Raw genomic sequence first — 25,004 nt, forward strand, 5'->3', positions numbered from 1 at the left:
GCCGCGGGCCGGGCACGGACACCGGGGGACAGGGCGGGCACGTGGGCGTCGGACGGATCGTGGCCACCCTCACCCTGGCCGCGCTCGGCGCCACCCTCGGCGCGTGGGCCGGCTGGCGCGCCGCCCCCGCCCTGCCCGGCGACGCGGCCGCCGTCGCGCTCGTCGCCCCGGCCGCTCCCGGCGCCGGGGTCGCCGGCCGCTCGGACCGTGTGACGATCGGCACCCAGCACCCGCTCACCGCGTGGACCTGGCTCGCCGGCACCGACTACAACGGCGGCGCGGTCTGGCTGTCCGTCGACGCCGGCGCCGACGCGGGTGCCGGCGCCGACCGCACCGCGGACCGCATCGCGGCCGCCCTCGCCGGTCAGGGCTGGCACCGCGCGGGCGGCGCCGGCGTGGTGCGGGGCCGCTGGAGCCTGGGGCTCACGCCGGTCCCCGAGGCGGGCCTGGTCATCATCGAGCTCGGCCGGGCCGAACCGGCCCCGGCGCGGCCGCTGGCCGTCCTGGGCTACCTCGCCGGCCTGGCCGCCGGGTGGTTCGCCCCGCGCCGGCTCGCAGCGCGGCCCTGGCTCGCCGTGCGGGCCTGGTCGCGCCGTGCGGCCTTGGCCGGGGGCGTGCTGCTGCTGCCGGCGACCGCGCTCACCACGGCGGGCCTGGCCGGCGACCGGGAGCTCGACGCCTCCCCGGGCCTGAACCTGGCCGTCCGCGCGCTGGGCGTCCTCGGCGTCGCGCTGCTCGCCGGTGCGGCGCTCGGCGTGAGGGCCACCCCTCCCGGCCGGGGCGGGCCGGCCACGCACTAGCATCCGGGTCGGACGCGGGGGGTCGTGTCCCGCGGAAGGATCCACCCGGATGGCCGCCGTAGTTCAGGCTGACCCCGTCACCGTCCCCGCTCGCCTGCGCCCCGTCCTCGCGGCGATCGTCGTGGCGTTCACCCTCGCGGCGCTCGGCGCCGGGTTCGGGGCCGTGCTCGGCTGGGTCGGCGCGCCCGACCTGCCCGATGACGACGCGGCCGTGGCGATGGTGGCGCCGGCGGTACCGGTCGACGCCGACGGAACCGCGGCCTCAGTGACGGTCGCGGGGCGGATGCCGGAGCTGTTCGGCTACGAGCACCCCGGCGGGCCGTGGACGTGGCTCGTGGGCGACACCGGCTACATCGGCGGGGCCGTCTGGCTCACCACGCCCGGCGGGGACGACCCCGGCACCCTCGTGCGCACGATCGGCGACGCGCTCGCGTCCGGCGGGTGGCAGGTCACCGGGGACGTCGTCGCGCGCAAGGGGGCGTGGACGCTCAAGGTGTACCCGTGGACCGACGGCTCGGTCGTGCTCGAGCTCGGGCGGACCCGGCCCGGCCGCGTCGGGCCGCTGGCGCTGGCCGGGTATCTCGCCGGGCTGGCCGTCGGGTGGGCCGGCGGCCGGCGGTTCGCGGGCGGGCCAACGCCGGCCCGGGTCGCGGGGTGGGCGGGCGTCGCGCTGCTGCTGCCCGGGACCGTGCTCACCACCGTCGCGCTCGTCCCGCCCCAGCCCGACGCGATCTGGGGCGCGTACCTCCTCGTCGTCGTCCGGCTGCTGTCCACCGCGGGCCTCGCGCTGCTCGCCGGGGCCGTCGCGCTCGCGGCCACGACCCGGGTCCGGCGCAAGGTCAGGAGGTGGCGGCCGTGAGGCGTTCGAGCGCGCGGAGCACGGCCCCGGCACCGTCCTCTTCGGACAGCCGGGCGGCCAGGGCCTCCGCTCGCCGGCGGTAGACCGGGTCGGTCACGGCGGCCGTCAGGGCCTCGGCCAGGCGGCCGGCGGTCAGGCGGCGGACCGGGATCGGGCCCGGGGTCACGCCCAGCAGCCGGAGCCGTTGGGCCCAGAACGGCTGGTCGACCATCACCGGGACCGGCACGTGCGGCACGCCCGCGCGCAGGCCCGCGGCGGTGGTGCCCGCGCCCGCGTGGTGGACGACGGCCGCCAGGCGCGGGAACAGCCACTCGTGCGGCACCTCGCCGATGGCCAGGACGTCGTCGGAGTCGACGGTCAGGCCCGACCAGCCGGCGCTCACCACCGCGCGGACGCCCGCCTTTCGCACCGCCGCCGCGACCGCGGACGCGAGCTTGTCGCGGTCGGGGACGGGCATGCTGCCGAAGCCGACGTACACCGGTGGCGGGCCCGCGGCCAGGAAGTCCTCGAGCTCGGGGGCCGGGGCGAAGTCCGGCTCGGGGGCCGGCCACCAGTAGCCGACCGGGCGGTACCAGGCCGGCCAGTCCTTCGGGGTGGGCACGACGATGGGGCTGTAGCCGTACAGGATGGGCCAGTGCTTCGCCTCCTGGGAGCGCAGCCAGGCCGAGGGGGTCGTCCCGGGCAGGCCGAGCTCCCGGCGCAGCTCGGCGACCACGCTGCGGAACGGGCGCTGGCCCGCGGTGAGCAGCAGCGTGGCGAGGTGGTGGTTGGCCCAGCCGCCCAGGTCGCGCTTGGTGAGGGCCGGGGGCGGGAACTCGCGCGTCGGGGTGAGCGGCTGCAGGTACACCCCGATGCTGGGAATGCGCAGACCCTCCGCGATCACGACGCCGAACCAGCTCGTCGGCGTCACCAGCAGCGCGTCGGCCTCGCGGGCGGCGGCCAGCATCGCCGTGGCCAGCGGGCGGGCGTGCTCGGCGACGACCTGGCTCACGGCCATCGTCATGCGCAGCAGGCCGCGGTCGGCGAAGCGGGTGCGCAGCTGTTCCTGGGCGTCCATCGGCAGCAGGTGGAAGCGCAGGCCGTGCCCGCGCACGAGCGGCTCGAAGGCGGCGTGGGTGGCGATGGTGACCTCGTGGCCGGCCTGCTGGAGCCTGACGCCGAGGCCGGTGTAGGGGGCCACGTCCCCCCGGCTGCCGATCGCCATGATTGCGACGCGCACCCGGCCATCATCGCCTACTGGGGCTGTGGGCCCCCTGAGTGGTGGAACACGTGGAACATGCGCCCGTGGTAGATGAGGCGGGCGTCCTCGGCGCCCGTGAGCACGCTCGTGACCTCCGCGACCACGACCGTCGACGCGCCGACGGCCACCCGGTGCAGGGGCACGCACCGCATCACGGCCTGCGCGTCCCGCAGCGCCGGCTCGCCCGTCGGCAGCGTCATCCAGCCCTGGCCGGGCGTGAAGCGGGGGCCGCCGGAGCGGGCGAAGTCGTGCGCGAGGTCGGCGTGCCCGGCCCCGAGGAGGTTCACCACGAGGCTGGGGGCGTTGACGATGACGAGCGCCGACGGCGAGTCCATGACCGAGAACGACAGCGCGGGCGGGGCGAGGGAGACCGAGGCGACGCTGGACGCGGTCAGCCCGGCCGGCCCGTCGGGGCCGGCGACGGAGATGATCGCGACCCCGGTCGGGTAGCCCCGGAACGCGGCCTTGAACCCGGCCACCACGTCACTGTTCACTGTTCCCACCGTAAAACCTCAACCTGAGTTGAGGTCAAGAGCGCGGGCCGCCGATCTATCGAGCAGCGGTCCGGCGTTCGGGTCGCCGGATCTGGCGCAAGGCCGGGACCATTCCGGCAGCGGCATCGATAGCGTTCCGGCGTGTCGGATCCTCAGGACCCCGCGGCCGGTCAGCCGTCCAGCGATCGGGACCGGCTCGATCTGCTCGCCGGCGGCGTCGTGGCCGGCGTCGTCGCCATCGCCGCGGTGCTGGCGCTCGTCGTGGCCCCGGCGTTGCGCACCACGGGGGAGCCGGCCGTCGCGCCGTCGCGGCCGCCGCCGGTCGCGGACTCGGCAACCTCCGGCGGGGAGCCGGCCGGGACGCAGCTCGCGTCGTATCCGGTGACCGTGAACGGCGGCTCGGTGCCGCTGGACGACGCCGCCCCGGACCATGCGCAGTTCGTCCAGCCGTGCTCGTCCGGCGACATCTGCCTCGACCCGGACTCGTCGTCCTTCGTCCCGGTGGGCCCGCAGGTGCGGCAGTACGTCCTGGCGGATCACGCGCCGCCGACGTACCAGGGCTGCAAGTCGGCGACCGTGCTCGCCGCGCGTGTGCCGATCGCCGTGGGGCAGACCTTCTGCGTGTTCAAGCCCGGCCGGGCGGTCGGGGTGGCGATCACGTCCTCGCCGCACGTCGCCGGCGGCGCGGTCGCGTTCACCGCGACGGTGTGGGCCGACCCGCCCGGCTCCCCGGTGGTGGCCGCGCCGCCGCCGAGCGGGCCGCTGGCCGGGACGCAGGTCGGGGCGTACCCGGTGACGATGACCACGGGCTCGGTGCTGCTCGGCGACGCCGGCATCCAGATCGACAAGGACTGCGAGTCCGGGGACCTGTGCGTGGACGGCGACTTCGGATCGCTGGACCCGGTGGGCGTGGCGGTGCGGGCGTACACGCCGGCGGACGGCGCGGCGCCGACGTACCAGGGCTGCAAGGCGGCGACCCTGGCCACCGTCCGCATTCCGATCCAGGCCGGGCAGACGTTCTGCGCACTGCGCCCCGGCCGGGTGATCGGTGGCACCGTGACCGCCGCCGGCAGGCCGATCATGTTCACGGTCACGATCTGGGCCGACTAGCCGCGGTCCGGCTCGCCTTCCCCCGCTCGGCGAGGCGCTGGACCTGGCCGTCGTGCACGTCGCTCACCCATTCCCAGCCGGGCTTGGCCGACGGGCCGACCCGCGGGTCGCCGGGGTCGCGGCCCTCGCGCAGGGCGAGCACGTACGCCCGGTCCCGCTCGATCCGAGCGCGCAGCTCGTCGGCCCCGCCGGCCGACCCGTGCCCGGGGACGAAGACGTCGACGTCGCCGGCCACGCCCTCCAGCAGCCGCAGCGCGGCGAGGTACTCCTCGATCGGGTCGGCGGTGCCGTGCACGTCGAGCATCGGCACCAGGACGTCGGAGAGCATGTCGCCGGCGACGAGCACCCCGCGCTCCTCGATGCACAGCGCCGCATGGCCCTGGGCGTGCGCCTGATGCTCGATGATCCGGGCTCGCGGGCCGTCCCAGGGGATCCGCGCCGTCTCGGCGGGCAGGGCGGTGATCTCGCCGAGCAGGTCCAGCGGGATCTGCTCGGCGATGCCCGTCGGCTCCAGGTGCTCGGCGATGCGGGCCTTCGCCTCCGGGTCGGACAGCTCCTCCCGGATGACGGCCGCGCAGCGGGCCGTGCCGTAGCGCGGGGCCGTGCCGAGCCGGGCGTGCCAGAGCAGGTGATCCCAGTCCGGGTGCGTCGAGAAGCCGGCCACGACGGTCCGGCCCGACCGGGACAGGTCGTCCGCGAGGCAGGCCATCTCGTGGTCCTGCACCCCGGGGTCGATGAGCAGCACGCCGCCGTGTCCGTGCACGACCACGGCGTTGCTCTGGCAGAACTCGCTCTCGTGGACCAGCACACCGTCCGCGATCTGGCTCAGCACGGGCTCACCTCGTCCCTCTAGTGGTTGCGATCTGCAACCACTATATTGGGGGCGAGGTACCTGTCAAGGAGGAGTCGTGGAACCACGGTCCGGATGTCCGATCAACGCCGCCGTCGAGGTGCTCGGGGATCGCTGGGCGCTGCTCGTGCTGCGCGACGTCATCTTCGGCGACCGCCGCTACTTCCGGGCGCTGCTCACCGGGTCGATCGAGGGCATCGCCTCGAACATCCTGGCCGACCGCCTCGTGCGGCTCGTCGAGGCGGGCATCCTCACCCGCGGCACCGCGGCGCGGGGGCAGCGGGCCCGCTACAGCCTCACCGAGGCGGGCATCCAGACGCTGCCGGTCATCTACGCCCTGGGCAACTGGGGCCTCGACTGGCGCGCGGGCAGCGACGAGCTGCGCACCCGCCAGCAGCTCATGCGCGACGAGGGCCCGGCGTTCGTCGAGGAGCTCATGGACGAGCTGCGGGAGCGCCACCTGGGCGCCCCGCCGAAGCCGCGCCCCGGCCCGGGGCCGCTCGAGCGCCTCGACGCCGCCTACGCCGCCGCGCGGGAAGGCCGGTCTAGTCCGGCGTGAACAGCCCCTGGAGCCCGGCGACGATGGCGACGACGCCGAAGACGGCCAGCAGCAGCGCCCGTCCCGTCGGCCCGTCGGGGGCGGGGGTGGGCTCCGGCGCGCGGCGGCCCGTGATGCGGTCCCACAGCAGCGCGAGGCCGACCCCGATGCCGACGATCTCGAAGTGGAACACGCGCAGCCCGGCGAGCAGGTGCATGAGCAGGTAGGCCGCGCCCAGGGCGAGCGCGACGATCCCCACGATCCAGCCCTGCGGTGCCGCGCGGTCCGCGAACCGCCCCAGCTCGTCGCCGACGCGGGGGAGGCGGCGGATGAGTCCGATGGCGAGCAGAAAGCCCCCGGCGATGTTGGCCAGGTCGAGCAGCAGCGCCAGAATCACGCTGCGCATGCTAGCCGCACGCGGCCCCACCCGGCGACGGTATGGTGCTTCGATGGATCGCATCGCGCTCGTCACCGGGGCGTCGTCCGGGATCGGGAAGGCGACCGCGGCGGCGCTGGCCGCGCGGGGGTACCGGGTGCTCGGCACCAGCCGCAAGCCCGGCGGGTTGCGCGTGGACGGCATCGAGTTCCTGGCGCTCGATCTCGAGGACGACGCGTCCATCGAGGCGCTCGCGGCGGCCGCCGGTCCGGTGGACGTGCTCGTCAACAACGCGGGGGAGAGCCAGTCCGGGCCGTTCGAGGATCTGCCCATGGACGCGCTGCGGCGGCTGTTCCAGGTCAACGTGCTCGGCCCGGTCCGGCTCGCGCAGCTGCTCCTGCCGGGGATGCGGGAGCGCCGGTACGGGCGCGTGGTGATGGTCGGCTCGATGCTGGCGTCGTTCCCGCTGGCGTACCGATCGTCGTACGTCGCCTCGAAGGCGGCGCTCAAGGGCTTCAGCGACGGGGCGCGGCACGAGTACTCGCCGTTCGGCGTGTGGCTCACGACCGTCGAGCCGGGGGCGATCAGCACCGGGATCAGCCAGCGGCGCACCAAGTATGTCGCCGAGGCCTCGCCGCACCGCGCGGAGTTCGAGCGGATGCTGGCCGCGCTGGACCGCAACGAGCAGGCCGGGATCGCGGCCGAGCCGGTGGCGGCGACGATCGTGAAGGCGGTCGAGGCGGCGCGGCCGAAGGCGCACTACGCGGTCGGCAGCAACGCGCCGCTGGTGTTCCCGCTGCGCCGGCTGCTGCCGCCGGGGCTGGTCGAGAAGGTCACGCACCGCCGCCACGACCTACGGCGCTGATCCGTACGGCCGGGGTGGGTCCAGGCCTACTCCGGTCCGTCCACGGTCTGTCAGGATGGGCGGCGTGTCGATGGCCAGGAAAGCGCTGCGCATGGTGACGGCCGGTAGTTTCGCGGCGACGATGGCGCTCGCGGGGTGCACGAGCGACGGGGCCGACCCGCGGGGCGCCACCTACACGACCGCGATGCTGCAGGCCGGCGTGCTCGAGCCCGGCGACATCGGGCCGACGTGGAAGCGGCCGGCCGAGTCGGCGCCGCCCACGACGAGCATCACGCCGCTGTGTGCCGGAGTCGCGAAGCGGCCGCCGGTGCCCGGCTCGCCCACCGGCTCGATCGCCGCGTCGATGGCCGACGAGGGCGACAAGGGCGCGCAGGCGTTCGACCAGCTGGGGCTGGTGTACAAGGACGCGGCCGCGATGGAGGCGGCGTTCGCGTCGCTGCAGGACACGATGGACGCCTGCCCGCCCAGCGCCTCGCGCAGCGCCGGGCCGCGCGACGGCAGCAGCGAGGCCGGATACAGCGAGACGAGCACGATCGAGCCGCTGGTCTCCGGCAGCTGGAAGGGGTTCGTGACCGTGCGGCACAAGGCGTACGAGGCCGCCTATCCGGGATCGGCCGACGTCGCGGTGGCGGTCGTCGGGCAGGGCAATGCCATCGTCGTCGCGAGCTACGCGGTGTACTGGGTGGGGGAGCACGCCACCGGGCCCGAGTTCACCACCGACTGGCGGCGGATGGTGGGCACCGTCCTGAGCCGCGTCGATGCCAAGAAACCGGCAAGCTGAAATTTTCTTGGGAACGGATTGAACCCTCCGGGCCCCGGCTACGAACAACCCGGTGTGGAGCACAAGCAACGGTGGGCCGTCCGCGCCGTCATCGCCGGAGCCGGTGTCCTGGCCCTCGCCGGGATCGCGGCCCCCGCCGCGGCCGACGTGGTCGTCACGCCGACCGAGGCGGTGCAGGGCGACGGTGCCGACCTGACGCTGCGGATCACGAACGAGAGCCGGACGGCCTCGGTGACGGCGATCGACGTGCGGCTGCCGGCGGACAACCCGATCGCCGAGGTGTACCCGCTGTCGGTCGACGACTGGGCCCCCGCCATGACGAACGTGAAGGTCGACAAGCCCCTCGCGTCGCTGCACGGCTACCAGATCACCGAGGTCACCACCGCGATCAAGTGGATCGCGATGCCCGACAAGGCGCTCCCGCCCGGGAAGACGACCGAGTTGTACCTCTCGATCGGCCCGCTGCCGGCCGTCGGCCAGCTCGCGTTCGGGGTCGTGCTCACCAACTCCGACGGCACCCAGACGAACCTCACGGCCCCGGCGCTCACGCTGAAACCCGGCGAGGGAAACGCGCACGCGGCCGCCCACGGCGAGGCCGAGCCGCAGTCGCAGCCGCAGTCGCAGGAGCGAGCGGAAACCGGCGGCCCGTCATATCTGATGTGGAGTCTGGTCGCGCTGCTCGGAATCGGCGTGATCTGCATCGTCAGCGTGGTCCTGCAACATCGCCGGAAACCCGTTCCAGAGGTAAAAGAAGTGCCTGAGGAAATGGTCGCGACCAGCTGACCGGCCGCATCGAAATGGGTTAGGAGATGCGCTCCTGCCTGCCCAAATACGGCAACCTGTGGAACTTCTTTAGATCGACTTAGGTTATGCTTCAATGGTTGACGGCGGTCAATCACGAAATCTACGTTGGCTCACGCCGGACAAAGATTTGAGAGAGGTTCCGTCATGCAGCGCAGGAGCTTTTACGGCGACGAGCCGGAGCGCCCGGCCGAGGACGAGCAACGGGCCCCGAACGCCCGCGGCAAGCGAGCGGTCACCGTCATCGCCGCGGTGCTCGCGTTCGTGGCGGGCCTCACGGTCACCCAGATCTCCGAGGCGGCCACCCGCCGGCCGAACCAGAACAACAGCGGGTCCAAGGCGTGCCCGACCGCCACCGCCAAGGGCCCCGCGACCGGCGCCGCCGGCGGCACCTCGAAGGCCGCCCCGAAGCCGTCCGCGAGCTCATCGGCGGCCGCCGACGAGGGCGCCGACCCGGCCGCGGGCAGCGTCCCCAAGCCCGACCAGACCGCGGGCGACGTGAGCGGCGGCAACCAGAACGGCCACCAGGTGACCAACCACATCGGCGACGGCCAGGTGAACGGCCGGCCGCAGTGGCGCCGCGTCAACCCGAACTGCCCGACCCCGCCGCCCACCCAGGGCGGTGGCGGCTCGACCGGCGCTCCCTCCGCCGGCAGCAGCACCGGCACCACGCTGGAGACGCTGGGCAACGACTGCAGCCAGAGCCGCCTCGCGGCGCACACCGGCTTCCAGGACGCCCCGCGCTGCGTGAGCACCGCGTTCGGCGAGGTCAGCAGCCAGGACAAGAACCCGACGCTGCTCATCACCCGCGCACCTCAGCGGGTCCGGGTCGGCCAGGCGTTCACGATCCAGATCAGCACCCGCAACCTGGTCCGCGACCGCTTCCTCGGCGCGGCGGCGGGCGGCTACTACCTCGAGAGCGCGTTCCTCACGCCCGACGGCCTGACCCGCGGCCACTTCCACACCGCGTGCCGCATGCTCGCCAACACGCGCAGCGCCCCGGACCCGACCGTCGCGCCGGCGTTCTTCGTCGCGACGGAGGACCGCGGCGGCGGCGCCCAGCCCGACGTCGTGACCATCAACATCACGGGCATGCCGACGACCGGCACCGCCCAGTGCGCGTCCTGGGCCGGCGACGGCTCGCACCGCATCCCGATGATGCAGAAGGCGAACGAGATCCCGAGCTTCGACTCGGTGCGGATCACGGTCACCAACTAAGGCCTGTTTCATAACTGGGGTGGGAGCGAGGCGGAGTCCAGATTTCGCGACGCCAAGGCTGGCCCGGCGCGCTGCGCCAGGCCGGCCCAGCCAAGGCGCTGCGTGTGCCCCGCGGAGGCCTGGCTACCGGTGTTGTAACCCGGCCTTCGCGGGGTGCGCGCAGGCGGAATCTGGGCCCGCCGCAGCCCCGCCTCAGTTATGAAACAGGCCTTAGCACCACGCGAGCACAGCGGCGGACGGTAGGGAACGCTGCCGTCCGCCGCTGCGTGCGGCCGCTTGACGGCGATCGGCGAGCCGTGAGCCGCATCATTGAGCGCAGTCGGCAGGGCGCCGGTCACGCCGGGAGCCGGCAACCGAGCGACACGGGTCAGGCGGCGCTCGATCCGTCGCTTTCCGCCTCGTGCTCATCGCCGAACGTGAGGACCTGCGACAGGCCCGTCATCTCGAACTGCTCGGCGATCACGACCGGTGTGCGGCGAACCACGTAGTGCACCCCGGCCGCGCGGGCCCGCTGCCATCCGCTCACGATGACGCCCAGTCCGCTGCTGTCCAGGAAACGCAGCCCCGCCAGGTCGAGCGTGACCCCCGCCGGATCGCGCCCCAGCGCGTCGAGCAGGGCCGTGCGCAGGTCGCCGGCGGTGTCGTAGTCGAGCTCGCCCTCGACGGTGACCAGCACGGACTCGCCGGTCGAGCCGGTTACCGTGATCTCCAGCGTCGCCGTGTCGCGCTCGTCGCTGATCGTCATCGCGAGGGCCTCCTGTGCACCGAAAGGGTCGCCGCCGTGCCAGCCTAAGGCCAGGAGCGTAGGCTCGCAGGGAACGCGACGGCCACGGATTGGACAACCAATGAACGCACCGCTGGGTGCGCCCGACACGGCCGCGCCCGCTCTGGTCCAGCTCCTCGACCATCTCGACGAGGGCGTCCTGCTGTGTGACGGCGCCGGGATCGTGCTCTACCGCAACCCCGCGGCGGCTCGCCGGCTGCCCGCGGTGACGGTCGGTGGATCGATGCCCGACGACCTGCGCGGACGCCGGGTCGAGCTCGGTGACGGACAGGTGGCGTGGTATCTCCAACGAGCCTCCGATCGAGCCTCTGAACAGGCAAACGACCACGCGGCCTTCCTGGCCGCCACCGCGCGGCGCCTCGGCGGCATGCTCAACGCCGACCGGGTCTGCCGCGCCACCGTCGAGCTGGCGGTGTCCTCGCTCGCCGGGGCCGCGCTGCTCGTGCTGCCCACCCGCCGCGGCCGCGCCCGCTGCTGGCACGCGGCCGGCTCGGCGCCGGTGCGGCAGGACCAGGTGGCCCTGGCCGCGCTGCCGGCCGCCGTGCAGGACACGCTCGACGGCAACCCGGTCGCGCAGCCGTTCCTGTGGCCGGGCGGCACCCCATTCCTCGGCGGCGAGGCGACGCCGGCCGCCTGGGTCGTGCCGATCCTCGCCGCGGGTGCCCCGGCCGCCGCGCTCGTGGTCACCGAGGTCGGCGATCTGGCCCTGCTGGAGGACTTCGCGGCCCGCGTCGGCGCCGCGCTGGAGGCCGCGCAGCTCTACGCGGCCCAGTCCCGGGTCGCCGCGACGCTGCAGGAGAGCCTGCTGCCCGAGCCGCCGGCCCCGGTCGCTGGGCTGACCTGGGGGACCGCCTACCGCCCGGCCCGCTCCACGATGCACATCGGCGGCGACTTCTACGGCGCGCACCCGATCGCCGGCGGCGCCATGTTCTTCCTCGGCGACGTGTCGGGCAAGGGCGTCGACGCGGCCGTGCTGACCGGCCAGGTCCGGCACAGCCTCCGCGCGCTGCGCCGCATCGAGGAGGACCCGCAGCGGCTCCTGCACGTGCTCAACGACATGCTGCTCGAGGGCGTCTCCGACGGCCGGTTCGCCACGATGGTCCTCGGCACCGCCCAGCCCCGCCCGGGCGGCGGGATCCGGCTCACGCTGGCCGGCGGCGGGCACCTGCCCCCGCTCGTGCTGCGCGCCGACGGCACCGTCGAGACGGTCGCCCTGCACGGGATGCTCGTCGGCGTCACCGACGAGCCGGTCTTCGGCCGGCGCAGCCTGCACCTCGCGCCCGGCGAGACCTGCCTGCTGTTCACCGACGGTGTCACCGAGGCGCGGGGCGGGCACCGGGGCGCCGAGATGTACGGGCTGCGCCGCCTCACCACCGCGCTCGCGGGCTGCGCCGCCATGCCGGCGCCGGCCCTGGCCGAGCGGGTCGAGCAGCTCGCGATGGACTGGCTCGGCGGCCGCGAGCACGACGACATCGCGGTGTTCGCCGTTCGCGCCGAGCCCGTCCGCACGTCCCCGCGCCACCTGCACTCGGTGCACCAGGCCGCGACGGTGACCGTGTCGTGAGCCCCTACGACGACTACCTCGCCTGCCTCGCCGAGGCCGACGAGGAGGGAGCCGTCGCGGTGGCCCGCGGGCTGGTGGACGCCGGCACCGACGCCGAGCGGGTGCTGCTCGAGCTCGTCGCGCCGGCCCAGCGGCAGGTCGGCGAGTGGTGGCAGCGCAACGAGTGGAGCGTCGCCCAGGAGCACGCGGCCACGCACATCAGCGAGCGCGTCGTCGCCATGCTGGGCCACGGCGCCCGCGCGACCGGCAAGGGCCGGGTCGTCGTCGCCTGCCTCGACGGTGAGTGGCACGCGCTGCCCGCCCGGATCGTCGCCGAGGTGCTGCGGCTGCGCGGCTGGCAGGTGAGGTTCCTCGGGGCCAGCGTGCCGGTGGCGCACCTGGTGTCCTACCTGCACCAGCAGGACGTCGACGCCGTCGCGCTCAGCTGCGCCCTGGCGCCGCGCCTGCAGGCCGCGCACCGGGCGGTGCAGGCCTGCCGGCGCGCCGAGGTGCCGCTCATCGTCGGCGGGCGCGGCTTCGGCCCGGACGGCCGCTGGGCCCGGGCGATCGGCGCGCGCTGGGCGGCCGACGCCACCGGGGCCGCGGACCTGCTCGACGACCCGGCCGCGCTGCGCACCGAGTCCGCCGGCTCCCTCGCCCACCTCGCCGACGACGAGCACACCGCGCTGCTCAAGCGCCGCGGCGACCTCGTGGACGAGGCGGCCGCCGAGCTGCGGCGCCGGTTCCCGCCGATGCGCGACTACTCCGACGCCCAGCTCGACGCGACCATGGCCGACCTGGCGCACATCGTCGACTTCCTCGCGGCGGCCGTCTACGTCGACGACCCCGAGCTGTTCACCGGGTTCCTCGCCTGGACGGGGGAGGTGCTGGCGAGCCGCGGGGTGCCGGCCGCGAGCCTGGCGATCCCGCTGGAGCGCTACCGCGGCATGCTGTACGACTTCCCCCGCACCGGCACGATGATCGACGCGGGACTGGCGCAGCTGCGGCGGTAGACGCGAGCGCTTGACCTTCGGGTTGGTTGAAGGCCCAGGATGAAGGGCGTGAGGGAACACGACGAGCGGGTGAGCATCGGGGCGTTCGCGCGCGCCGCGGGTGTGACGACGAGCGCGCTGCGCTTCTACGACGAGTGCGGCCTCGTGCGCCCGGCGTTCGTGGACGCGGGCACGGGCTACCGGTACTACTCGCTCGGCCAGCTCGACGACGTGCTGTTCATCCGGCGGCTGCGCGAGGCCGGCCTGCCGCTCGTCGACGTGCGGCGGGTGCTCGACGGGCCCGCCGACGAGGCCGAGGCGCTGCTCACCCGGCACCTGCGCGCGATGGAGGATGCCGTCGCGGCCACCCGGGAGCTGCTGCGCGGGCGGGGGCTCGCGGTGCGTGGGGCGCTGCTCGCGGAGGCGATCGGGCAGGTGAGCCCGGCCGCGGCCGCGGGCGGGGAGTTCCCGGCGCTGGGCGGGGTGCTGTTCGAGGCGGCCGAGGGCGAGGTGCGGCTGGTGGCGACGGACCGGTACCGGCTCGCGATCCGTTCGCTGCGCGCGTCCGGCTCGGCGCCGCCGGCCCGGGCCACCGTCGCCGTCGCGCGGCTGGAGGAGGCGCGGCCGTGGATCGCGGGCCAGGACACCGTCCGGCTGCACATCGGTGGCGGTGAGGTCCGGCTCGGGGATCGGGTGCTGCCGGCGATGCCGGGGGAGTTTCCCGAGTACCGCGCCATCCTGAACGGCCTGCCCGAGCCGGTCGTGCGCGTCGTCGCGCCGCGGGAGGCCCTGCTGCGCGCCCTCGGCAATGACCCCGCCGATGACCCCGTCGATGACCCCGGCGCGGGCATCGACCTCACCGTCGACGGCGGGCTGCACGTCGGCGGCGCGGCCGTCCCGGCGGAGGTCAGCGGCGGCCCGATGGCGCTGCGGTTCCAGTTGCGGACGCTGTACCCGTCCATCGCCGCGAGCATCGGCCCCGACGTCCTGCTGCGGATCGCCGCGCCGGACCTCCCCGTGGTCGTGCGCTCCGCCGACGACACGGACTTCACGACCCTGGCCATGCCGGCGAAGACGAAGGAGCACGCATGAGCGACGACATCATGGCCCGGGTGGGCGCCGCGATGCAGCTCGACCGGCCCGAGGCGCGTGACGCCCTGGCCGCCCTCTGGGACGAGACCGAGGACGCCCTGCCCCGGTGCGCCATCGCGCACTACGCGGCCGACCGGCAGGACGACGCCGAGGCGGAGCTCGCCTGGGACGAGCGCGCCCTGGAGGCGGCCGCCGGGCTCCCCGCCGAACAGCGCAACAGCTTCCTGCCCTCGCTGCACCTGAACCTGGGTGACGTACACCGGCGCCTGCACCATGTCGAGGCCGCCCGCGAGCACCTGGCGGCCGCCCGGGCCAACGTGCACCACCTGCCGCCGGACGAGTACGGCGCGATGATCCGCGGCGGCATCGAGAACCTGGCGCGGAAGTTGACGGGGACCACTGGCGCGTGAGATTGGCCGCGCCTATCGACCGATCCGCGGTTCGTCTTTGTGCGCGCGGCGGCGGCCCGGTGGGATGGGACCATGGAGTCCTCGCGTGATGCGGTGATCGTCGACGCCGTGCGTACCCCGATCGGCAAGCGCAACGGCGCCCTGGCCGAATGGCACCCCGTGGACCTGGCCGCCGAGGTGCTCGACGCACTCGTCGCGCGGACCGGGATCGAGCCGGCCGCCGTCGACGACGTGATGTTCGGGTGCGTCAACCAGCTCGGCGACCAGTCCACCAACGTCGGCCGGATGGCGGCCCTCGCGGCCGGGTGGCCCGAGGCGGTGCCCGGCGTGACGATCGACCGGGCGTGCGGCTCCAGCCAGCAGGCGCTGCACTTCGCGGTCGCGAGCGTCCTGTCGGGGATGGCCGACGTGGTCGTCGCGGGCGGGGTCGAGATGATGACGCGGGTGCCGCTCGGCTCGGCCCGCGCGACCGGCATGCCCTACGGGCCGAAGGTCCGGGCCCGCTACGCGCGCGAGGCGTTCAGCCAGGGCGAGGGGGCCGAGATGCTCGCCGAGCGGTACGGCCTGTCCCGCACCGCCTGCGACGAGTTCTCGGTCCGCTCGCACACCCTCGCGGCCGCGGCCACCGACGCCGGCGCCTTCGCGGGCCAGCTCGTCGCGCTGCCGTCCCTGGGCGCCGACGAGGGCATCCGGCGCACGTCCACAGTGGACACGCTGGCGAACCTCAAGCCGGCGTTCCGCGAGGACGGGGTCATCCACGCCGGGAACTCGTCGCAGATCTCCGACGGTGCCGCGGCCATGCTCGTGACCACGAGCGAGCGGGCCCGCGCGCTCGGGCTGCGGCCGCTCGCGCGCTTCCACAGCGGCACCGTCGTCGGCGACGACCCCGTCGTGATGCTCAGCGCGCCCTGGCCGGCCACGCACAAGGTGCTGGCCCGGGCCGGCCTCGGCATCGACGACATCGGCGCGTTCGAGATCAACGAGGCGTTCGCGCCCGTCCCGCTGGCCTGGCTGGCCGAGACCGGGGCGAAGCCGGAGCGCCTCAACCCCCTCGGCGGCGCCATCGCGGTCGGGCACCCGCTCGGCGCGTCCGGCGCGATCCTCATGACCCGGCTGCTGCACCACATGCGGGACAACCGGATTCGGTACGGCCTGCAGTCCATGTGCGAGGCCGGCGGCATGGCCAACGCGACCATCGTCGAGCTGCTCCCATGACGGACCTGCACGGCCGCCGGGTCCTGGTGACCGGCGGGTCGCGGGGCATCGGGCGGGCGATCGTCGAGGCGGCCGCGGCGGCCGGCGCGCACTGCGCGGTGCTCTGCCGCAACCCCGCCGCCGCGCCGGGCCTGCCCGCGCGCTCGGTGCACGCGGCCGACGTCACCGACCCGGACGCGTGCGAGCGCGCCGTGCGCGCGGCCGCCGACGCCCTCGGCGGCCTCGACGTCGTGGTGAACAACGCCGCCCGCGTCTCCGGCGGCGTCGCCGACGGGCTGTTCACGACCACGGACGGGCTGCTGCGGGCCGACTTCGAGGAGAAGGTCGTCGGATACCTGCGCGTGGTGCGCGCCGCGGCCGCCGCCCTGCGCGCGAGCGGCTCCGGCCGCGTGGTGAACATCGGCGGGGAGGCGGCCCGGATCGCCCGGCACAACGTGAGCTCCGGCGTGCGCAACGCCGCCCTCGTGCACCTCACCCACTCGATGGCCCGGGAACTGGGCCCGCACGGGATCACCGCGAACGTCGTACAGCCCGGGGTCGTGCTCACCCCGGACGTGCGGGCGATGCTCCTGGCCGGCGCGCCGGACGGCACCGACCCGGACGAGCACCTGCGCAAGCTCGCCGCGCGCCAGTCGCTGCGCCGCTTCGTCGAGCCGGCCGAGGTCGCCGCGGTCGTGGTCTTCCTGGCGTCCGCCTCGGCATCGGGCCTGACCGGCCAGGTGCTGACCGTGTCGGGCGGAACCTCAGCCGCGGTGCACTACTGAGAGCCGCTTGGCCGCGAACACGAGCCCGCCCGGCGTCCGCCGCAGCAGGTCGTGGTAGCGGCCCCAGGTCTGCACGATCCGGTCCGGCGCGGGCCGCGACATCGCGTGGAACAGCGCCTGCACCGGGAACGGGTCGCCGTCGCCGAGCACCTCCACATTGGACACGAAGTGCATGACGGGCCCGGGGTTGGCCGCCCAGTAGCGGGTGAACACCGCCACGAACGCCTCGGCGCCCGTGTGCGCCACCCCGTCGGCGCCGAGGAACTCCACGTCGTCGGCGACGATGGAGCGCAGCAGGCCGGGGTCGCGATCGTCGACGCCGCGGCAGTAGGCGGCCTGCAGCGCCGCGACCTCGAGCACGAGCGGGTTCATGAGGCCATCATCCGCGACGCGAGCGCGGGATGGGCGGGCGCCTCGCCGGGCGTCAGCACCGGGGTCACGCAGGCGTCGACGTCCTCGAACGCCCGCTCCCACTCGGCGCGGGTCCGCGCGGCGAAGATGCGGGCCAGCTCCTCCCGCTGGGCGGGCCAGCGCGCGCGGTCGTGCTGGGGCCAGTCGGCGGGGTCGAGGCCGAGGGTCGCGAGCAGCGCCGCGTAGAACGCCGGCTCCAGGGCGCCGACGGCCATGAAGCCGCCGTCGGCGGTCCGGTAGGTGCGGTAGCACGGGGCCCCGCCGTCGAAGATGTTCGACTCCCGCTCGTCCGTCCACAGCCCCGCCGCGCGCATGTCGCGCAGCAGCGTGGTCAGCGAGACGACGGCGTCGAGCATCGCCACGTCGAGCACCGCGCCGCGGCCGGTGCGGGTCCGCTCCAGCAGCGCCGCGAGGACCCCGATCACCAGGTACGTCCCGCCGCCGCCGAAGTCCGCGAGCAGGTTGAGCGGCGGCAGGGGCGGGCGGTCGGCGGGGCCGGTCGGGTGCAGCGCCCCGGCGACGGCGAGGTAGTTGATGTCGTGCCCGGCCCGGTGCGCCCAGCCGCCGTCGTGGCCCCAGCCGGTCATGTGGACGTAGACGAGCGCCGGGTGCTCGGCGCACAGCGCGGCCGGGCCGAGCCCGAGGCGGTCCACGACGCCGGGGCGGTAGGGGTCGACGAACACGTCCGCGTCCGCGACGAGCCGGCGGACCGTCGCGAGGCCCTCGGCGGACTTGAGGTCGGCCGTGACCGTCCGGATGCCGGTGTACCGCGAGTCGAGCCGGACCGGCAGCCCGGAGACCCCGTCGCCGCCGCCCGGGCGGTCCACCCGTACGACGTCGGCACCCAGATCCCGCAGCAGCATGCCGGCGAACGGGGACGGGCCCGCCCCCGCGAGCAGCACGGCCCGGACGCCGGCGAGCGGGCCGCGGCTCACGGGCGGCGCAGCGACAGCAGCGGCACGAACTGGGCCGCGCTGTCCAGGTCGGTGTCGTCGGGGCCGCCGGCGACCGTCCGGCGCGGCATCGTCACCTTGATGGCGTTCGCCGCCGGGTAGTCGATGACCTGCACGGTGGCCGGGTCCACGCGCAGCAGGGCGGCGACCGCCTCGGCCGTGACGGCGCCGGAGTCGCGCCAGGAGCGGTACGCCTCCTCGGTGCGGAACACCATGTCGGCCGAGACCAGGAAGGCGCCCGCGTTGCGGGTCCGGAACGTGCTGCAGTCGCTGCGAATGTCGTCACTCATGACGTGACCATCTCCCGGGTGCCGGCCGAGTCGGAGACCTCGAGCGTGAAGGGTTCCATCGGGTGATCGAGCGCCGCGCCGTGCCAGACGCTCCAGGTGAAGACCGGCCCGACGTCCACGACCGAGGGGGCGTAGGCGAGGGCGCCGTTGGCGGAGTTGGCGACGCCGGGCACGCGCACGCCGTGCATGAAGAACGGCATGGCGCCGGAGACGATCTCGTGCGCGAGCTCCTGGTCGGCCGCGACGGCCTCGGCGACGAGCCCGATCTCGTAGCAGCCCTCGTACCCGTTCGCGGCGTTGGGCTCGGCGTCACCGAGCACGGCGTCGTAGCCGTAGCGGCGGAAGCCGAAGGTGTACGCGTCGCGGTCGAGCCCGTAGCGGTCCTGCGCGGTGCGGTGCACGAGGTCGGTGATGGCCGAGGTGTACTCGGCGACGTTGCGCACCACGGCGGGGTCCCGGACGCCGAAGAGGCACATGCTGCGGTAGCCGAGCTGGTCCACGCCCTCCAGGCGCACGCTGTAGGGCTCGGGCCGGAACGTCGCGCCCTCGACCCGCACCGAGTGCTCGTCGAGCTGGATGTAGCGCGCGGCTGAGGTGTCGAGGGTGCCCGGCGGCTCGCGCAGCAGGTACGGCGTGGCGTTCTCGTACAGCATCTGCGCGGCGACCGACCGCACCGTGCAGCGGGAGCGGCCGCCGACCGGGCGCACGGTGAAGCCCTCGTCGTCGACCTCGCCGACGATGCACTCGCCGGCCCCGATCGGCTCCTCGATGGCGTACCCGCACTCGACGGTCTTGCCCATGTGCCAGGCCGGCCCCGGCGCGACGCCGCGCATCAGCGGTACCGCGGCGTAGATGGCCGCGTCCGACGAGCGGCCGGCGAGCACGATCTGCGCGCCGGCGTCGAGGGCCTCGGCGTAGGGCTCGGGGCCCATCATCGCCACGATCCGGGCCGCGCGCCCGACGTCCTGCTCGGTCAGCTCCGGCCGGCCGTCGAGGCCCCACGTCTGTCCACTGCGGACCTTGCCCAGCACCCAGTCCTTCGGCTGCTCGGTGCGGATCGTCGCGATGCGGGCGGTGCGGCCGGCCGCGGCCAGGATGTCCTCGACGATGCCGCGGAACCAGGCCAGCCCGGCGTCGCTGCCGGTGAACCCGGCCGAGCCGATCAGCAGCGGCGCGCCGATGTCGAGCGCGCCGAGCACCATGCGCTCGAGGTCGCGGCGGGTCTGCCGGTAGCCGGCCCAGGACTTCGCCGCCCCCAGGTAGTAGGGGCCCCAGTCGGTGGAGCCGGCGTCGCAGGCGATGAAGTCGGGCTCGCTCCGCAGCGCGGCGCGGAACGATTTCGTGGAGAAGCCGCCGCCCATGACGGCGGCGGGTGCGATGAAGCGCACCTTGGAACTGGGCATGGTCACTCCTCGTCGAGCAGGGCGAACAGCGCACGGCGGTGCTGGTCCGGGGTCCCGGCGAGCACCGCGGCGGCGTGCGCGCGGCGCAGCAGGACATGGGCCGGGTGCTCCCAGGTGAAGCCGATCCCGCCGTGCAGCTGGATGGCCTCGGTCGTGATGGTCACGGCGGCCTCGGCGGCCTTCACGGCGAGCGTGTGCGCGCCGGCCGCGTCGCCGCCCCGGCGCACGGCGAACTCGGCGGCCGAGCGGGCCACCTCGAGCGTCACCGTGAGGTCGGCGAGCTTGTGCTGCATCGCCTGGAACGTGCCGATGGGGCGGCCGAACTGGTGGCGGGTCCTGGCGTGCTCGACCGTCAGCTCCAGGGCGTGCCCGGCGACGCCGACGCACTCGGCCCCGAGCGCCAGCCAGGTCGCGAGCTCGGCCCGGCGGACGGCCTCGGCGGCCCGCTCGCCCTCGGCGAGCACGGTCGCCGGGGTGTCGCGGAACTCGGCCCGGTGACCGGGCCGGCTCAGGTCCAGCGAGGGCAGCGCGGTGAGCGTCGCGCCGGCGTCCACCCGGCACAGCACCGGGGTGCCGCCGGCGTCGGCCGGCACCAGGAGCGGCCCGGGCGGCGCGGCCAGGATCGGCCCGACGGTGCCGGTGAGCGTCACGGCACTGTCCACCGTGGACGCCCGCACGCGCGTGGCCGCGAAGGGCCGGTGGGCCAGCGTCGCCGCGGTGGCGGGCGGGAGGTCCAGCGTGGACAGCGCGGTCGCGGCCGCGACCGCGGCGGGCACGAACGGGCCGCCGACGACGGCCCGGCCGAGCTCGGCCGCGACCGCGACCAGCTCGGCGGCCCCGAGGCCGAGGCCGCCGTGCGACTCGGGGACGAGCAGCCCGGCCAGGCCCAGCTCGTCGCGCAGCCGCGGCCAGACCGGCTCGGCCTCGACCGGCTTCGCGTGCGCGGCGAGGAAGTCCCGCAGCGCCGCGCCGAGCTCCGCCGCCGTCTCGCTCACGAGAGGTCCTCGATCCCGCAGATCCGGCGGGCGAGCTCCTTGGCGTGGGCCATGTCGTAGTGCTTCTCGACGATGAGCCGCTGCGCGTGCAGGCCGCCGCCGCCCTGCAGGATCGTCACGCTCTGCCAGCCGCCGAACGTGTCGGCGGTGAAGTCGCGGATGCCGTGGAAGAGCCGCATCCGGTGCTCGGCGCCGACGCCCTCCATGGTGCGCATGTACTTCGCCACGAACGCGCCGGTCTCCGGGCTGCGCAGGTCGTCGAGCATCGGGGCGGTGAGCACGCTGCCGCCGGCGATGTCGTGCAGGTTGCGCACCATCTCGGCGTAGTTGGCGGCGGCGAAGTACTTGGCCGCGTTCGTCATGAGCTCGTCCGGCGACGCCCAGCCCTCGGGGGTGAACTGGGCGTTGTTGACCGCCGCCTCCAGCCCGGCCCGGACCATGGTCGCGTAGTTGATCAGCTCGGCGATCTTCTGCCGGATGTGCGGGATGCGCTGCAGCCCGTTGGCCTCGGCCACGAGCTGGGCCATCCCGACGAGCGTGTCGGCCATCTCGACGTAGTGCGCGACGCTGCCGATGCGCTCCCACAGGCCCAGGGAGTGGGCGAAGGTGGCGGAGTGCTCGACCTCGCCGTCGAGGAAGACGCGGTCGTTGGGCACGTACACGTCGTCGAAGATGACGAACCCCTCGGCCATGTTGCGCCGGCCGCTGTAGGGGAAGTAGTCGGCGGGCAGGTCAGGCCGCGGGGCGTAGGTCGTCGCGATGATCTTCACGCCGGGCGCGCCGACCGGGACCGCGCACGCGATCGACCAGTCCTCCTCGCCGGGCTTCATCCGCTTGGTCGGCATCACGATGAGGTCGTGGTCGATCGGGGCGCCGGTGATGTGCAGCTTCGCGCCGCGGATGACCACGCCGCCGGAGTCGCGGCTGACCACCCGGACGTAGAGGTCCGGGTCGTCCTGCTTCATCGGCGACAGGGCCCGGTTGCCCTTGGCGTCGGTGATCGTCTGCACGCAGCGCAGGTCGGCGCGCTTGGCGTGCTCGAAGTACGCCATCACCCGGTCGGCGTACTGCGGCAGCTGCGAGCGGATGCGGCTGGCCGCGGTCATGAGCATGAGCAGGCTCACCGACGTCGTGCGCGTCGGGTTGGCCCACTTGAGCTGCTCGACCTCCTGGTAGCGCAGGTCCTCGACGCTGCGCGGGATGAAGAACAGGGGGCCGAACGCGTCCTCGCCCGGCCGGTGGAACTCGTCGTAGTTCGCCGCGGTCATGGCGATGCTCTGCCGCAGCAGGGGCTCCTCGGTGACGTCCTCGATCGGCCGGCCCGCGATGTAGACCCGGCGGCCGTCGCGGAGGCTCTGCCGGTACTGCTCCCCGGTCATCATGATGCTGCGGTCCCTTCGAAATCAGTCGCGCCGGTCGCGGGGCAGGCCGAGCACGCGCTCGGCGACGATGCCCCGCTGGATCTGGTCGGTGCCGCCGGCGATGCGCTGCGCGGGCGAGCTGAGCAGGAAGCCGGCCCAGGCGGTCGCGCCCGGGGCGTCGCCGGCGACGAGGTCCGGGCCGAGCAGCCGCGCGGCGGCCCGGCCGTAGAAGCCGAGGTCGTCGACGAGGGCGAGCTTGCCGACGGACGGCGACAGCGCGCCCGCCGCGACCCGGTCGGCGGTCACGCCGGCGAGCCGCTCGCGGATCCACGCCTCGGCGAGCAGCTCCCGCTCGGCGTCCCCGAGGTCCGGTGCGGTCCCGGCGAGGGCGCGCAGGCGGCGGTACGGCCGGCTGAGGTAGGTCTTGTCCCGGCTGCCCATCGCCGTGCGCTCGCTGGTCAGCGTGGACATCGCGACCGCCCAGCCGGCGTCGGGCGGGCCGAGGCGGTCGCGGTCGGGGATGCGCACGTCGTCGAAGAAGACCTCGTTGAAGTGGCTCTCGCCGTTGATCTGGCGGATGGGGCGCACGGTGATGCCGGGCCGGTCCATCTCCACCAGGAAGGCCGTGATCGACCGGTGGCGCTCGGCGGGCGGGCCGGTGCGGGCCAGCAGCTCGCCGACGTCGCTCAGGTGCGCCCAGGACGACCAGACCTTCTGCCCGTTGATCACCCACTCGTCGCCGTCGCGCACCGCGGTGCAGCGCAGCGAGGCGAGGTCGGAGCCGGCCTCGGGCTCGGAGAACAGCTGGCAGGCGAGCCTCTCGCCGCGCCAGAGCGCCCGGACCCAGCGCGCCCGCTGCTCCGGCGTGCCGTGGGCGAGGATCGTGGGGGCGACGATGCGGCGGCTGACGGTGAAGTACGCCTGGTCGGGCAGCGCGTAGGCGTGGAGCACGTCGCGCAGCGCGTTCGCGGTGTCCGGGTCGAGACCGAGGCCGCCGTGCTCGACCGGCCCGTCGAACCAGGCCAGCCCGGCGTCGAAGAGCCGCCGCTGGAACGCCATCGACGCCGGGAGCCCGCCGTCGCCGCCGCCCGGCTCGTCCACCAGGGCGGCGGGGTCGCGGCGGGCCAGCCCCTCGGCCGCGGCGAACGCGTGGATGCGGGCCGCCAGCTCGTCGAAGGTCGCGGTCATCGCCCGGCCCAGTCCGGCGTGCGGCGCTCGGCGAAGGCGCGGGCGCCCTCGGCCGCGTCGGCGGAGGCGAAGACCGGGTCGAACCACTCGTCCTGGCGCGTGAACCCCTCGTCGTCGGGCCAGTCGGGGCCGCGCCGCACCACCTGGACGCTGGCGGCGACGGCGAGCGGCGCGTTGGCCGCGACCGCCTGGGCCAGCTCGACCGCGGCGGCGAGCGCGCCGCCGGACGGGGTGACCCGGTTGACGAGCCCATGCCCGGCCGCGCGGGCGGCGTCGATCGGCTGCCCGGTGAGCACCAGCTCCATGGCCAGGGCGTAGGGGAGCCGGCGGGGGAGGCGGAACGCGCCGCCGCCCCGGGCCGCGAGCCCGCGGGTGACCTCGGGCAGCCCGAAGCGGGCGTCCTCGGCGGCCACCACGAGATCGCAGGCGAGCACCATCTCGAACCCGCCGCCGAGCGCCCAGCCCTCGACGGCGGCGACGACCGGCGTGCGCGGCGGGGCCTGCACGAACCCGGCGAAGCCGCGGCCGGGCACGCTCGGGCGGCCCTGCTCCGGGAAGTCGCGCAGGTCCATGCCGGCGCAGAACGTGCCGCCCGCGCCGGTGAGGACCACGACGCGTACGGCCGCATCGGCATCCAGCGCCGTGAACGTCTCGGCGATCGTCTCGGCCGTGGCCCGGTTGATCGCGTTGCGCCGGTGGGGGCGGTTCACCGTGATGACGGCGACGTGCCCCCGCCGCTCGAGGAGGACGTCGCCCATCAGCGCGGCGCCATCCGGATCGCGCCGTCGAGCCGGATCGTCTCCCCGTTGAGGTAGCCGTTGGTCAGCATGTGCACCGCGAGCGCGGCGTACTCCTCCGGCTGCCCCAGCCGCTTCGGGTGCGGCACGCTCGCGGCCAGCCCCGCCCGCAGGTCGTCGCGCAGCCGCCCGAGCATCGGGGTGTCGAACACCCCCGGGGCGATCGTGTTGACCCGGATGCCCCGGCTGGCGAGATCGCGCGCGGTGGTGATGGTGATGCCGTGCACGCCGGCCTTGGCCGCGGTGTAGGACGCCTGCCCGATCTGCCCCTCGAACGCGGCGACCGACGCGGTGAGCACGCACGCGCCGCGCTCGCCGTCGACCGGCTCGGCCTCGGCGATCGCGGCCGCGACCAGGCGCAGCACGTTGTAGGTGCCGACGAGGTTGACCCGCACCACCTCGGCGAAGCCCTCGATCGGCGCGGGGACGCCCTGCTTGTCCAGGATGCGCAGGCGGTCGCTGCCGCGGCCGGCGCAGTGCACCAGCCCCCGCACGGCTCCGCGCGAGCGGGCCACGTCCACGGCCGCCGACATCTCCTCGGCCGAGGTGATGTCCGCGGCGACGAACGTCGCGGCCGGGCCGAGCGCCTTCGCCTCGGCGGTGCCGGTCTCCGTCGCGGTGGGGAGGTCGACCAGCACCACGGTCGCGCCCCCGGCGACGAGCCGGCGCGCGGTGGCCAGGCCGAGACCGGAGGCCCCGCCGGTCACCACGACGGTGGCGTTGTCCAGATTCACGTTCGCTTCTCCTGCCGCCAATCAATCGACTCCCCGACCATTGCCGTAAACCCCGGCCATGTCCAATACGGGTGCCCGCGGAACTGATAGGGGACGCCTATCGCTCCTTTCTTGACACGCCCATTCCGGGGGCTAACGTC

At 74.8% G+C, this 25,004-nt stretch carries 28 protein-coding genes; 14 read left to right on the forward strand and 14 right to left on the reverse strand.

The features are described from left to right. Window positions 1-41: 41 nt before the first annotated feature. Both AC6JBM_RS02040 and AC6JBM_RS02045 read left to right on the forward strand, forming a co-directional pair. A complete protein-coding gene (locus AC6JBM_RS02040) occupies window positions 42-800 on the forward strand; it encodes a hypothetical protein (RefSeq protein WP_497981898.1) in 759 nt (252 codons plus the stop codon). Window positions 801-849: 49 nt separating this feature from the next. Further along, window positions 850-1,659 carry a hypothetical protein gene (locus AC6JBM_RS02045; RefSeq protein ID WP_497981899.1) on the forward strand — a complete coding sequence of 270 codons (810 nt, stop codon included), beginning with the start codon at window positions 850-852 and terminating at the stop codon, window positions 1,657-1,659. Here AC6JBM_RS02045 and AC6JBM_RS02050 read toward each other — a convergent pair. Continuing rightward, window positions 1,640-2,878, reverse strand: a complete 1,239-nt coding sequence (locus AC6JBM_RS02050) for a glycosyltransferase (protein WP_497981900.1) — start codon at window positions 2,876-2,878, stop codon at window positions 1,640-1,642. The genes AC6JBM_RS02045 and AC6JBM_RS02050 overlap by 20 nt on opposite strands. Before the next feature lie 14 nt (window positions 2,879-2,892). Further along, entirely contained in the window at window positions 2,893-3,393 is a 501-nt protein-coding gene (locus AC6JBM_RS02055) for a flavin reductase family protein (RefSeq protein WP_350616691.1), read from the reverse strand. Between the two features lie 141 nt (window positions 3,394-3,534). Here AC6JBM_RS02055 and AC6JBM_RS02060 point away from each other — a divergent pair, with 141 nt between their 5' ends. After that, window positions 3,535-4,503, forward strand: a complete 969-nt coding sequence (locus AC6JBM_RS02060; RefSeq protein ID WP_497981901.1) for a hypothetical protein — start codon at window positions 3,535-3,537, stop codon at window positions 4,501-4,503. On the opposite strand, the gene AC6JBM_RS02065 is transcribed toward AC6JBM_RS02060, so the two are convergent. After that, the gene (locus AC6JBM_RS02065) at window positions 4,484-5,335 is read right to left on the reverse strand and encodes an MBL fold metallo-hydrolase (RefSeq protein ID WP_497981902.1); all 852 of its coding nucleotides are present in this window, start codon (window positions 5,333-5,335) and stop codon (window positions 4,484-4,486) included. The two genes, AC6JBM_RS02060 and AC6JBM_RS02065, sit on opposite strands and share 20 nt — an antisense overlap. Before the next feature lie 76 nt (window positions 5,336-5,411). Between AC6JBM_RS02065 and AC6JBM_RS02070 the strand changes: the two genes are divergently transcribed. After that, entirely contained in the window at window positions 5,412-5,912 is a 501-nt protein-coding gene (locus tag AC6JBM_RS02070) for a winged helix-turn-helix transcriptional regulator (protein WP_350616686.1), read from the forward strand. On the opposite strand, the gene AC6JBM_RS02075 is transcribed toward AC6JBM_RS02070, so the two are convergent. After that, window positions 5,899-6,297, reverse strand: a complete 399-nt coding sequence (locus AC6JBM_RS02075) for a hypothetical protein (protein ID WP_497981903.1) — start codon at window positions 6,295-6,297, stop codon at window positions 5,899-5,901. The two genes, AC6JBM_RS02070 and AC6JBM_RS02075, sit on opposite strands and share 14 nt — an antisense overlap. 43 nt (window positions 6,298-6,340) lie before the next feature. Between AC6JBM_RS02075 and AC6JBM_RS02080 the strand changes: the two genes are divergently transcribed. The 4 genes from AC6JBM_RS02080 (at window position 6,341) to AC6JBM_RS02095 (ending at window position 9,932) form a co-directional block, all read left to right on the forward strand. Continuing rightward, window positions 6,341-7,132, forward strand: a complete 792-nt coding sequence (locus AC6JBM_RS02080) for an SDR family oxidoreductase (RefSeq protein WP_497981904.1) — start codon at window positions 6,341-6,343, stop codon at window positions 7,130-7,132. Window positions 7,133-7,196: 64 nt separating this feature from the next. Next, on the forward strand, window positions 7,197-7,913 hold the full coding sequence (locus tag AC6JBM_RS02085) for a hypothetical protein (RefSeq protein WP_497981905.1): 717 nt from the start codon (window positions 7,197-7,199) through the stop codon (window positions 7,911-7,913). A gap of 54 nt (window positions 7,914-7,967) precedes the next feature. Continuing rightward, entirely contained in the window at window positions 7,968-8,696 is a 729-nt protein-coding gene (locus AC6JBM_RS02090; protein ID WP_497981906.1) for a DUF1775 domain-containing protein, read from the forward strand. A gap of 165 nt (window positions 8,697-8,861) precedes the next feature. Then, window positions 8,862-9,932, forward strand: coding sequence for a Pecanex-like protein 1 (locus tag AC6JBM_RS02095; RefSeq protein WP_497981907.1), 1,071 nt, complete (start codon window positions 8,862-8,864; stop codon window positions 9,930-9,932). Between the two features lie 367 nt (window positions 9,933-10,299). On the opposite strand, the gene AC6JBM_RS02100 is transcribed toward AC6JBM_RS02095, so the two are convergent. After that, window positions 10,300-10,677, reverse strand: coding sequence for an STAS domain-containing protein (locus AC6JBM_RS02100; RefSeq protein WP_497981908.1), 378 nt, complete (start codon window positions 10,675-10,677; stop codon window positions 10,300-10,302). A gap of 100 nt (window positions 10,678-10,777) precedes the next feature. Between AC6JBM_RS02100 and AC6JBM_RS02105 the strand changes: the two genes are divergently transcribed. The 6 genes from AC6JBM_RS02105 to AC6JBM_RS02130 all read left to right on the forward strand — a co-directional run bounded on the left by AC6JBM_RS02105 (window position 10,778) and on the right by AC6JBM_RS02130 (window position 16,732). Continuing rightward, a complete protein-coding gene (locus AC6JBM_RS02105; protein WP_497981909.1) occupies window positions 10,778-12,280 on the forward strand; it encodes a PP2C family protein-serine/threonine phosphatase in 1,503 nt (500 codons plus the stop codon). Continuing rightward, window positions 12,277-13,272: a cobalamin B12-binding domain-containing protein gene (locus AC6JBM_RS02110; RefSeq protein WP_497981910.1), complete on the forward strand. Its 996-nt coding sequence runs from the start codon at window positions 12,277-12,279 to the stop codon at window positions 13,270-13,272. The genes AC6JBM_RS02105 and AC6JBM_RS02110 overlap by 4 nt, the downstream gene beginning before the upstream one ends. 39 nt (window positions 13,273-13,311) lie before the next feature. Continuing rightward, window positions 13,312-14,343 carry a DNA polymerase III subunit beta family protein gene (locus AC6JBM_RS02115; protein ID WP_497981911.1) on the forward strand — a complete coding sequence of 344 codons (1,032 nt, stop codon included), beginning with the start codon at window positions 13,312-13,314 and terminating at the stop codon, window positions 14,341-14,343. After that, window positions 14,340-14,753: a hypothetical protein gene (locus tag AC6JBM_RS02120; protein ID WP_497981912.1), complete on the forward strand. Its 414-nt coding sequence runs from the start codon at window positions 14,340-14,342 to the stop codon at window positions 14,751-14,753. The genes AC6JBM_RS02115 and AC6JBM_RS02120 overlap by 4 nt, the downstream gene beginning before the upstream one ends. A 72-nt stretch (window positions 14,754-14,825) precedes the next feature. Then, a complete protein-coding gene (locus AC6JBM_RS02125; RefSeq protein WP_497981913.1) occupies window positions 14,826-15,968 on the forward strand; it encodes a thiolase family protein in 1,143 nt (380 codons plus the stop codon). After that, window positions 15,965-16,732 (forward strand): SDR family NAD(P)-dependent oxidoreductase, encoded by a 768-nt coding sequence (locus AC6JBM_RS02130; RefSeq protein WP_497981914.1) that lies wholly within the window; start codon window positions 15,965-15,967, stop codon window positions 16,730-16,732. Before AC6JBM_RS02125 ends, AC6JBM_RS02130 begins: the two co-directional genes overlap by 4 nt. On the opposite strand, the gene AC6JBM_RS02135 is transcribed toward AC6JBM_RS02130, so the two are convergent. The 9 genes from AC6JBM_RS02135 to AC6JBM_RS02175 are packed head-to-tail and all read right to left on the reverse strand — an operon-like array spanning window position 16,712 to window position 24,864. Further along, a complete protein-coding gene (locus AC6JBM_RS02135) occupies window positions 16,712-17,104 on the reverse strand; it encodes a nuclear transport factor 2 family protein (protein ID WP_497981915.1) in 393 nt (130 codons plus the stop codon). The genes AC6JBM_RS02130 and AC6JBM_RS02135 overlap by 21 nt on opposite strands. Further along, complete coding sequence (locus tag AC6JBM_RS02140; RefSeq protein WP_497981916.1) at window positions 17,101-18,078, reverse strand: CaiB/BaiF CoA transferase family protein; 978 nt, start codon at window positions 18,076-18,078, stop codon at window positions 17,101-17,103. The genes AC6JBM_RS02135 and AC6JBM_RS02140 overlap by 4 nt, the downstream gene beginning before the upstream one ends. Further along, window positions 18,075-18,386: a DUF4387 family protein gene (locus tag AC6JBM_RS02145; RefSeq protein WP_497981917.1), complete on the reverse strand. Its 312-nt coding sequence runs from the start codon at window positions 18,384-18,386 to the stop codon at window positions 18,075-18,077. The genes AC6JBM_RS02140 and AC6JBM_RS02145 overlap by 4 nt, the downstream gene beginning before the upstream one ends. Further along, window positions 18,383-19,789 carry an acyclic terpene utilization AtuA family protein gene (locus tag AC6JBM_RS02150; RefSeq protein WP_497981918.1) on the reverse strand — a complete coding sequence of 469 codons (1,407 nt, stop codon included), beginning with the start codon at window positions 19,787-19,789 and terminating at the stop codon, window positions 18,383-18,385. The genes AC6JBM_RS02145 and AC6JBM_RS02150 overlap by 4 nt, the downstream gene beginning before the upstream one ends. A gap of 2 nt (window positions 19,790-19,791) precedes the next feature. Next, window positions 19,792-20,784, reverse strand: a complete 993-nt coding sequence (locus AC6JBM_RS02155) for an acyl-CoA dehydrogenase family protein (RefSeq protein ID WP_497981919.1) — start codon at window positions 20,782-20,784, stop codon at window positions 19,792-19,794. Further along, window positions 20,781-22,166, reverse strand: a complete 1,386-nt coding sequence (locus AC6JBM_RS02160; protein ID WP_497981920.1) for a 4-hydroxyphenylacetate 3-hydroxylase N-terminal domain-containing protein — start codon at window positions 22,164-22,166, stop codon at window positions 20,781-20,783. The genes AC6JBM_RS02155 and AC6JBM_RS02160 overlap by 4 nt, the downstream gene beginning before the upstream one ends. Before the next feature lie 21 nt (window positions 22,167-22,187). Next, window positions 22,188-23,333, reverse strand: a complete 1,146-nt coding sequence (locus tag AC6JBM_RS02165; protein ID WP_497981921.1) for an acyl-CoA dehydrogenase family protein — start codon at window positions 23,331-23,333, stop codon at window positions 22,188-22,190. Beyond that, window positions 23,330-24,091 (reverse strand): crotonase/enoyl-CoA hydratase family protein, encoded by a 762-nt coding sequence (locus AC6JBM_RS02170; RefSeq protein ID WP_497981922.1) that lies wholly within the window; start codon window positions 24,089-24,091, stop codon window positions 23,330-23,332. The genes AC6JBM_RS02165 and AC6JBM_RS02170 overlap by 4 nt, the downstream gene beginning before the upstream one ends. Beyond that, window positions 24,091-24,864, reverse strand: coding sequence for an SDR family NAD(P)-dependent oxidoreductase (locus AC6JBM_RS02175; RefSeq protein WP_497981923.1), 774 nt, complete (start codon window positions 24,862-24,864; stop codon window positions 24,091-24,093). The genes AC6JBM_RS02170 and AC6JBM_RS02175 overlap by 1 nt, the downstream gene beginning before the upstream one ends. Window positions 24,865-25,004: the final 140 nt, after the last annotated feature.

Source organism: Dactylosporangium thailandense (genome assembly GCF_059739745.1).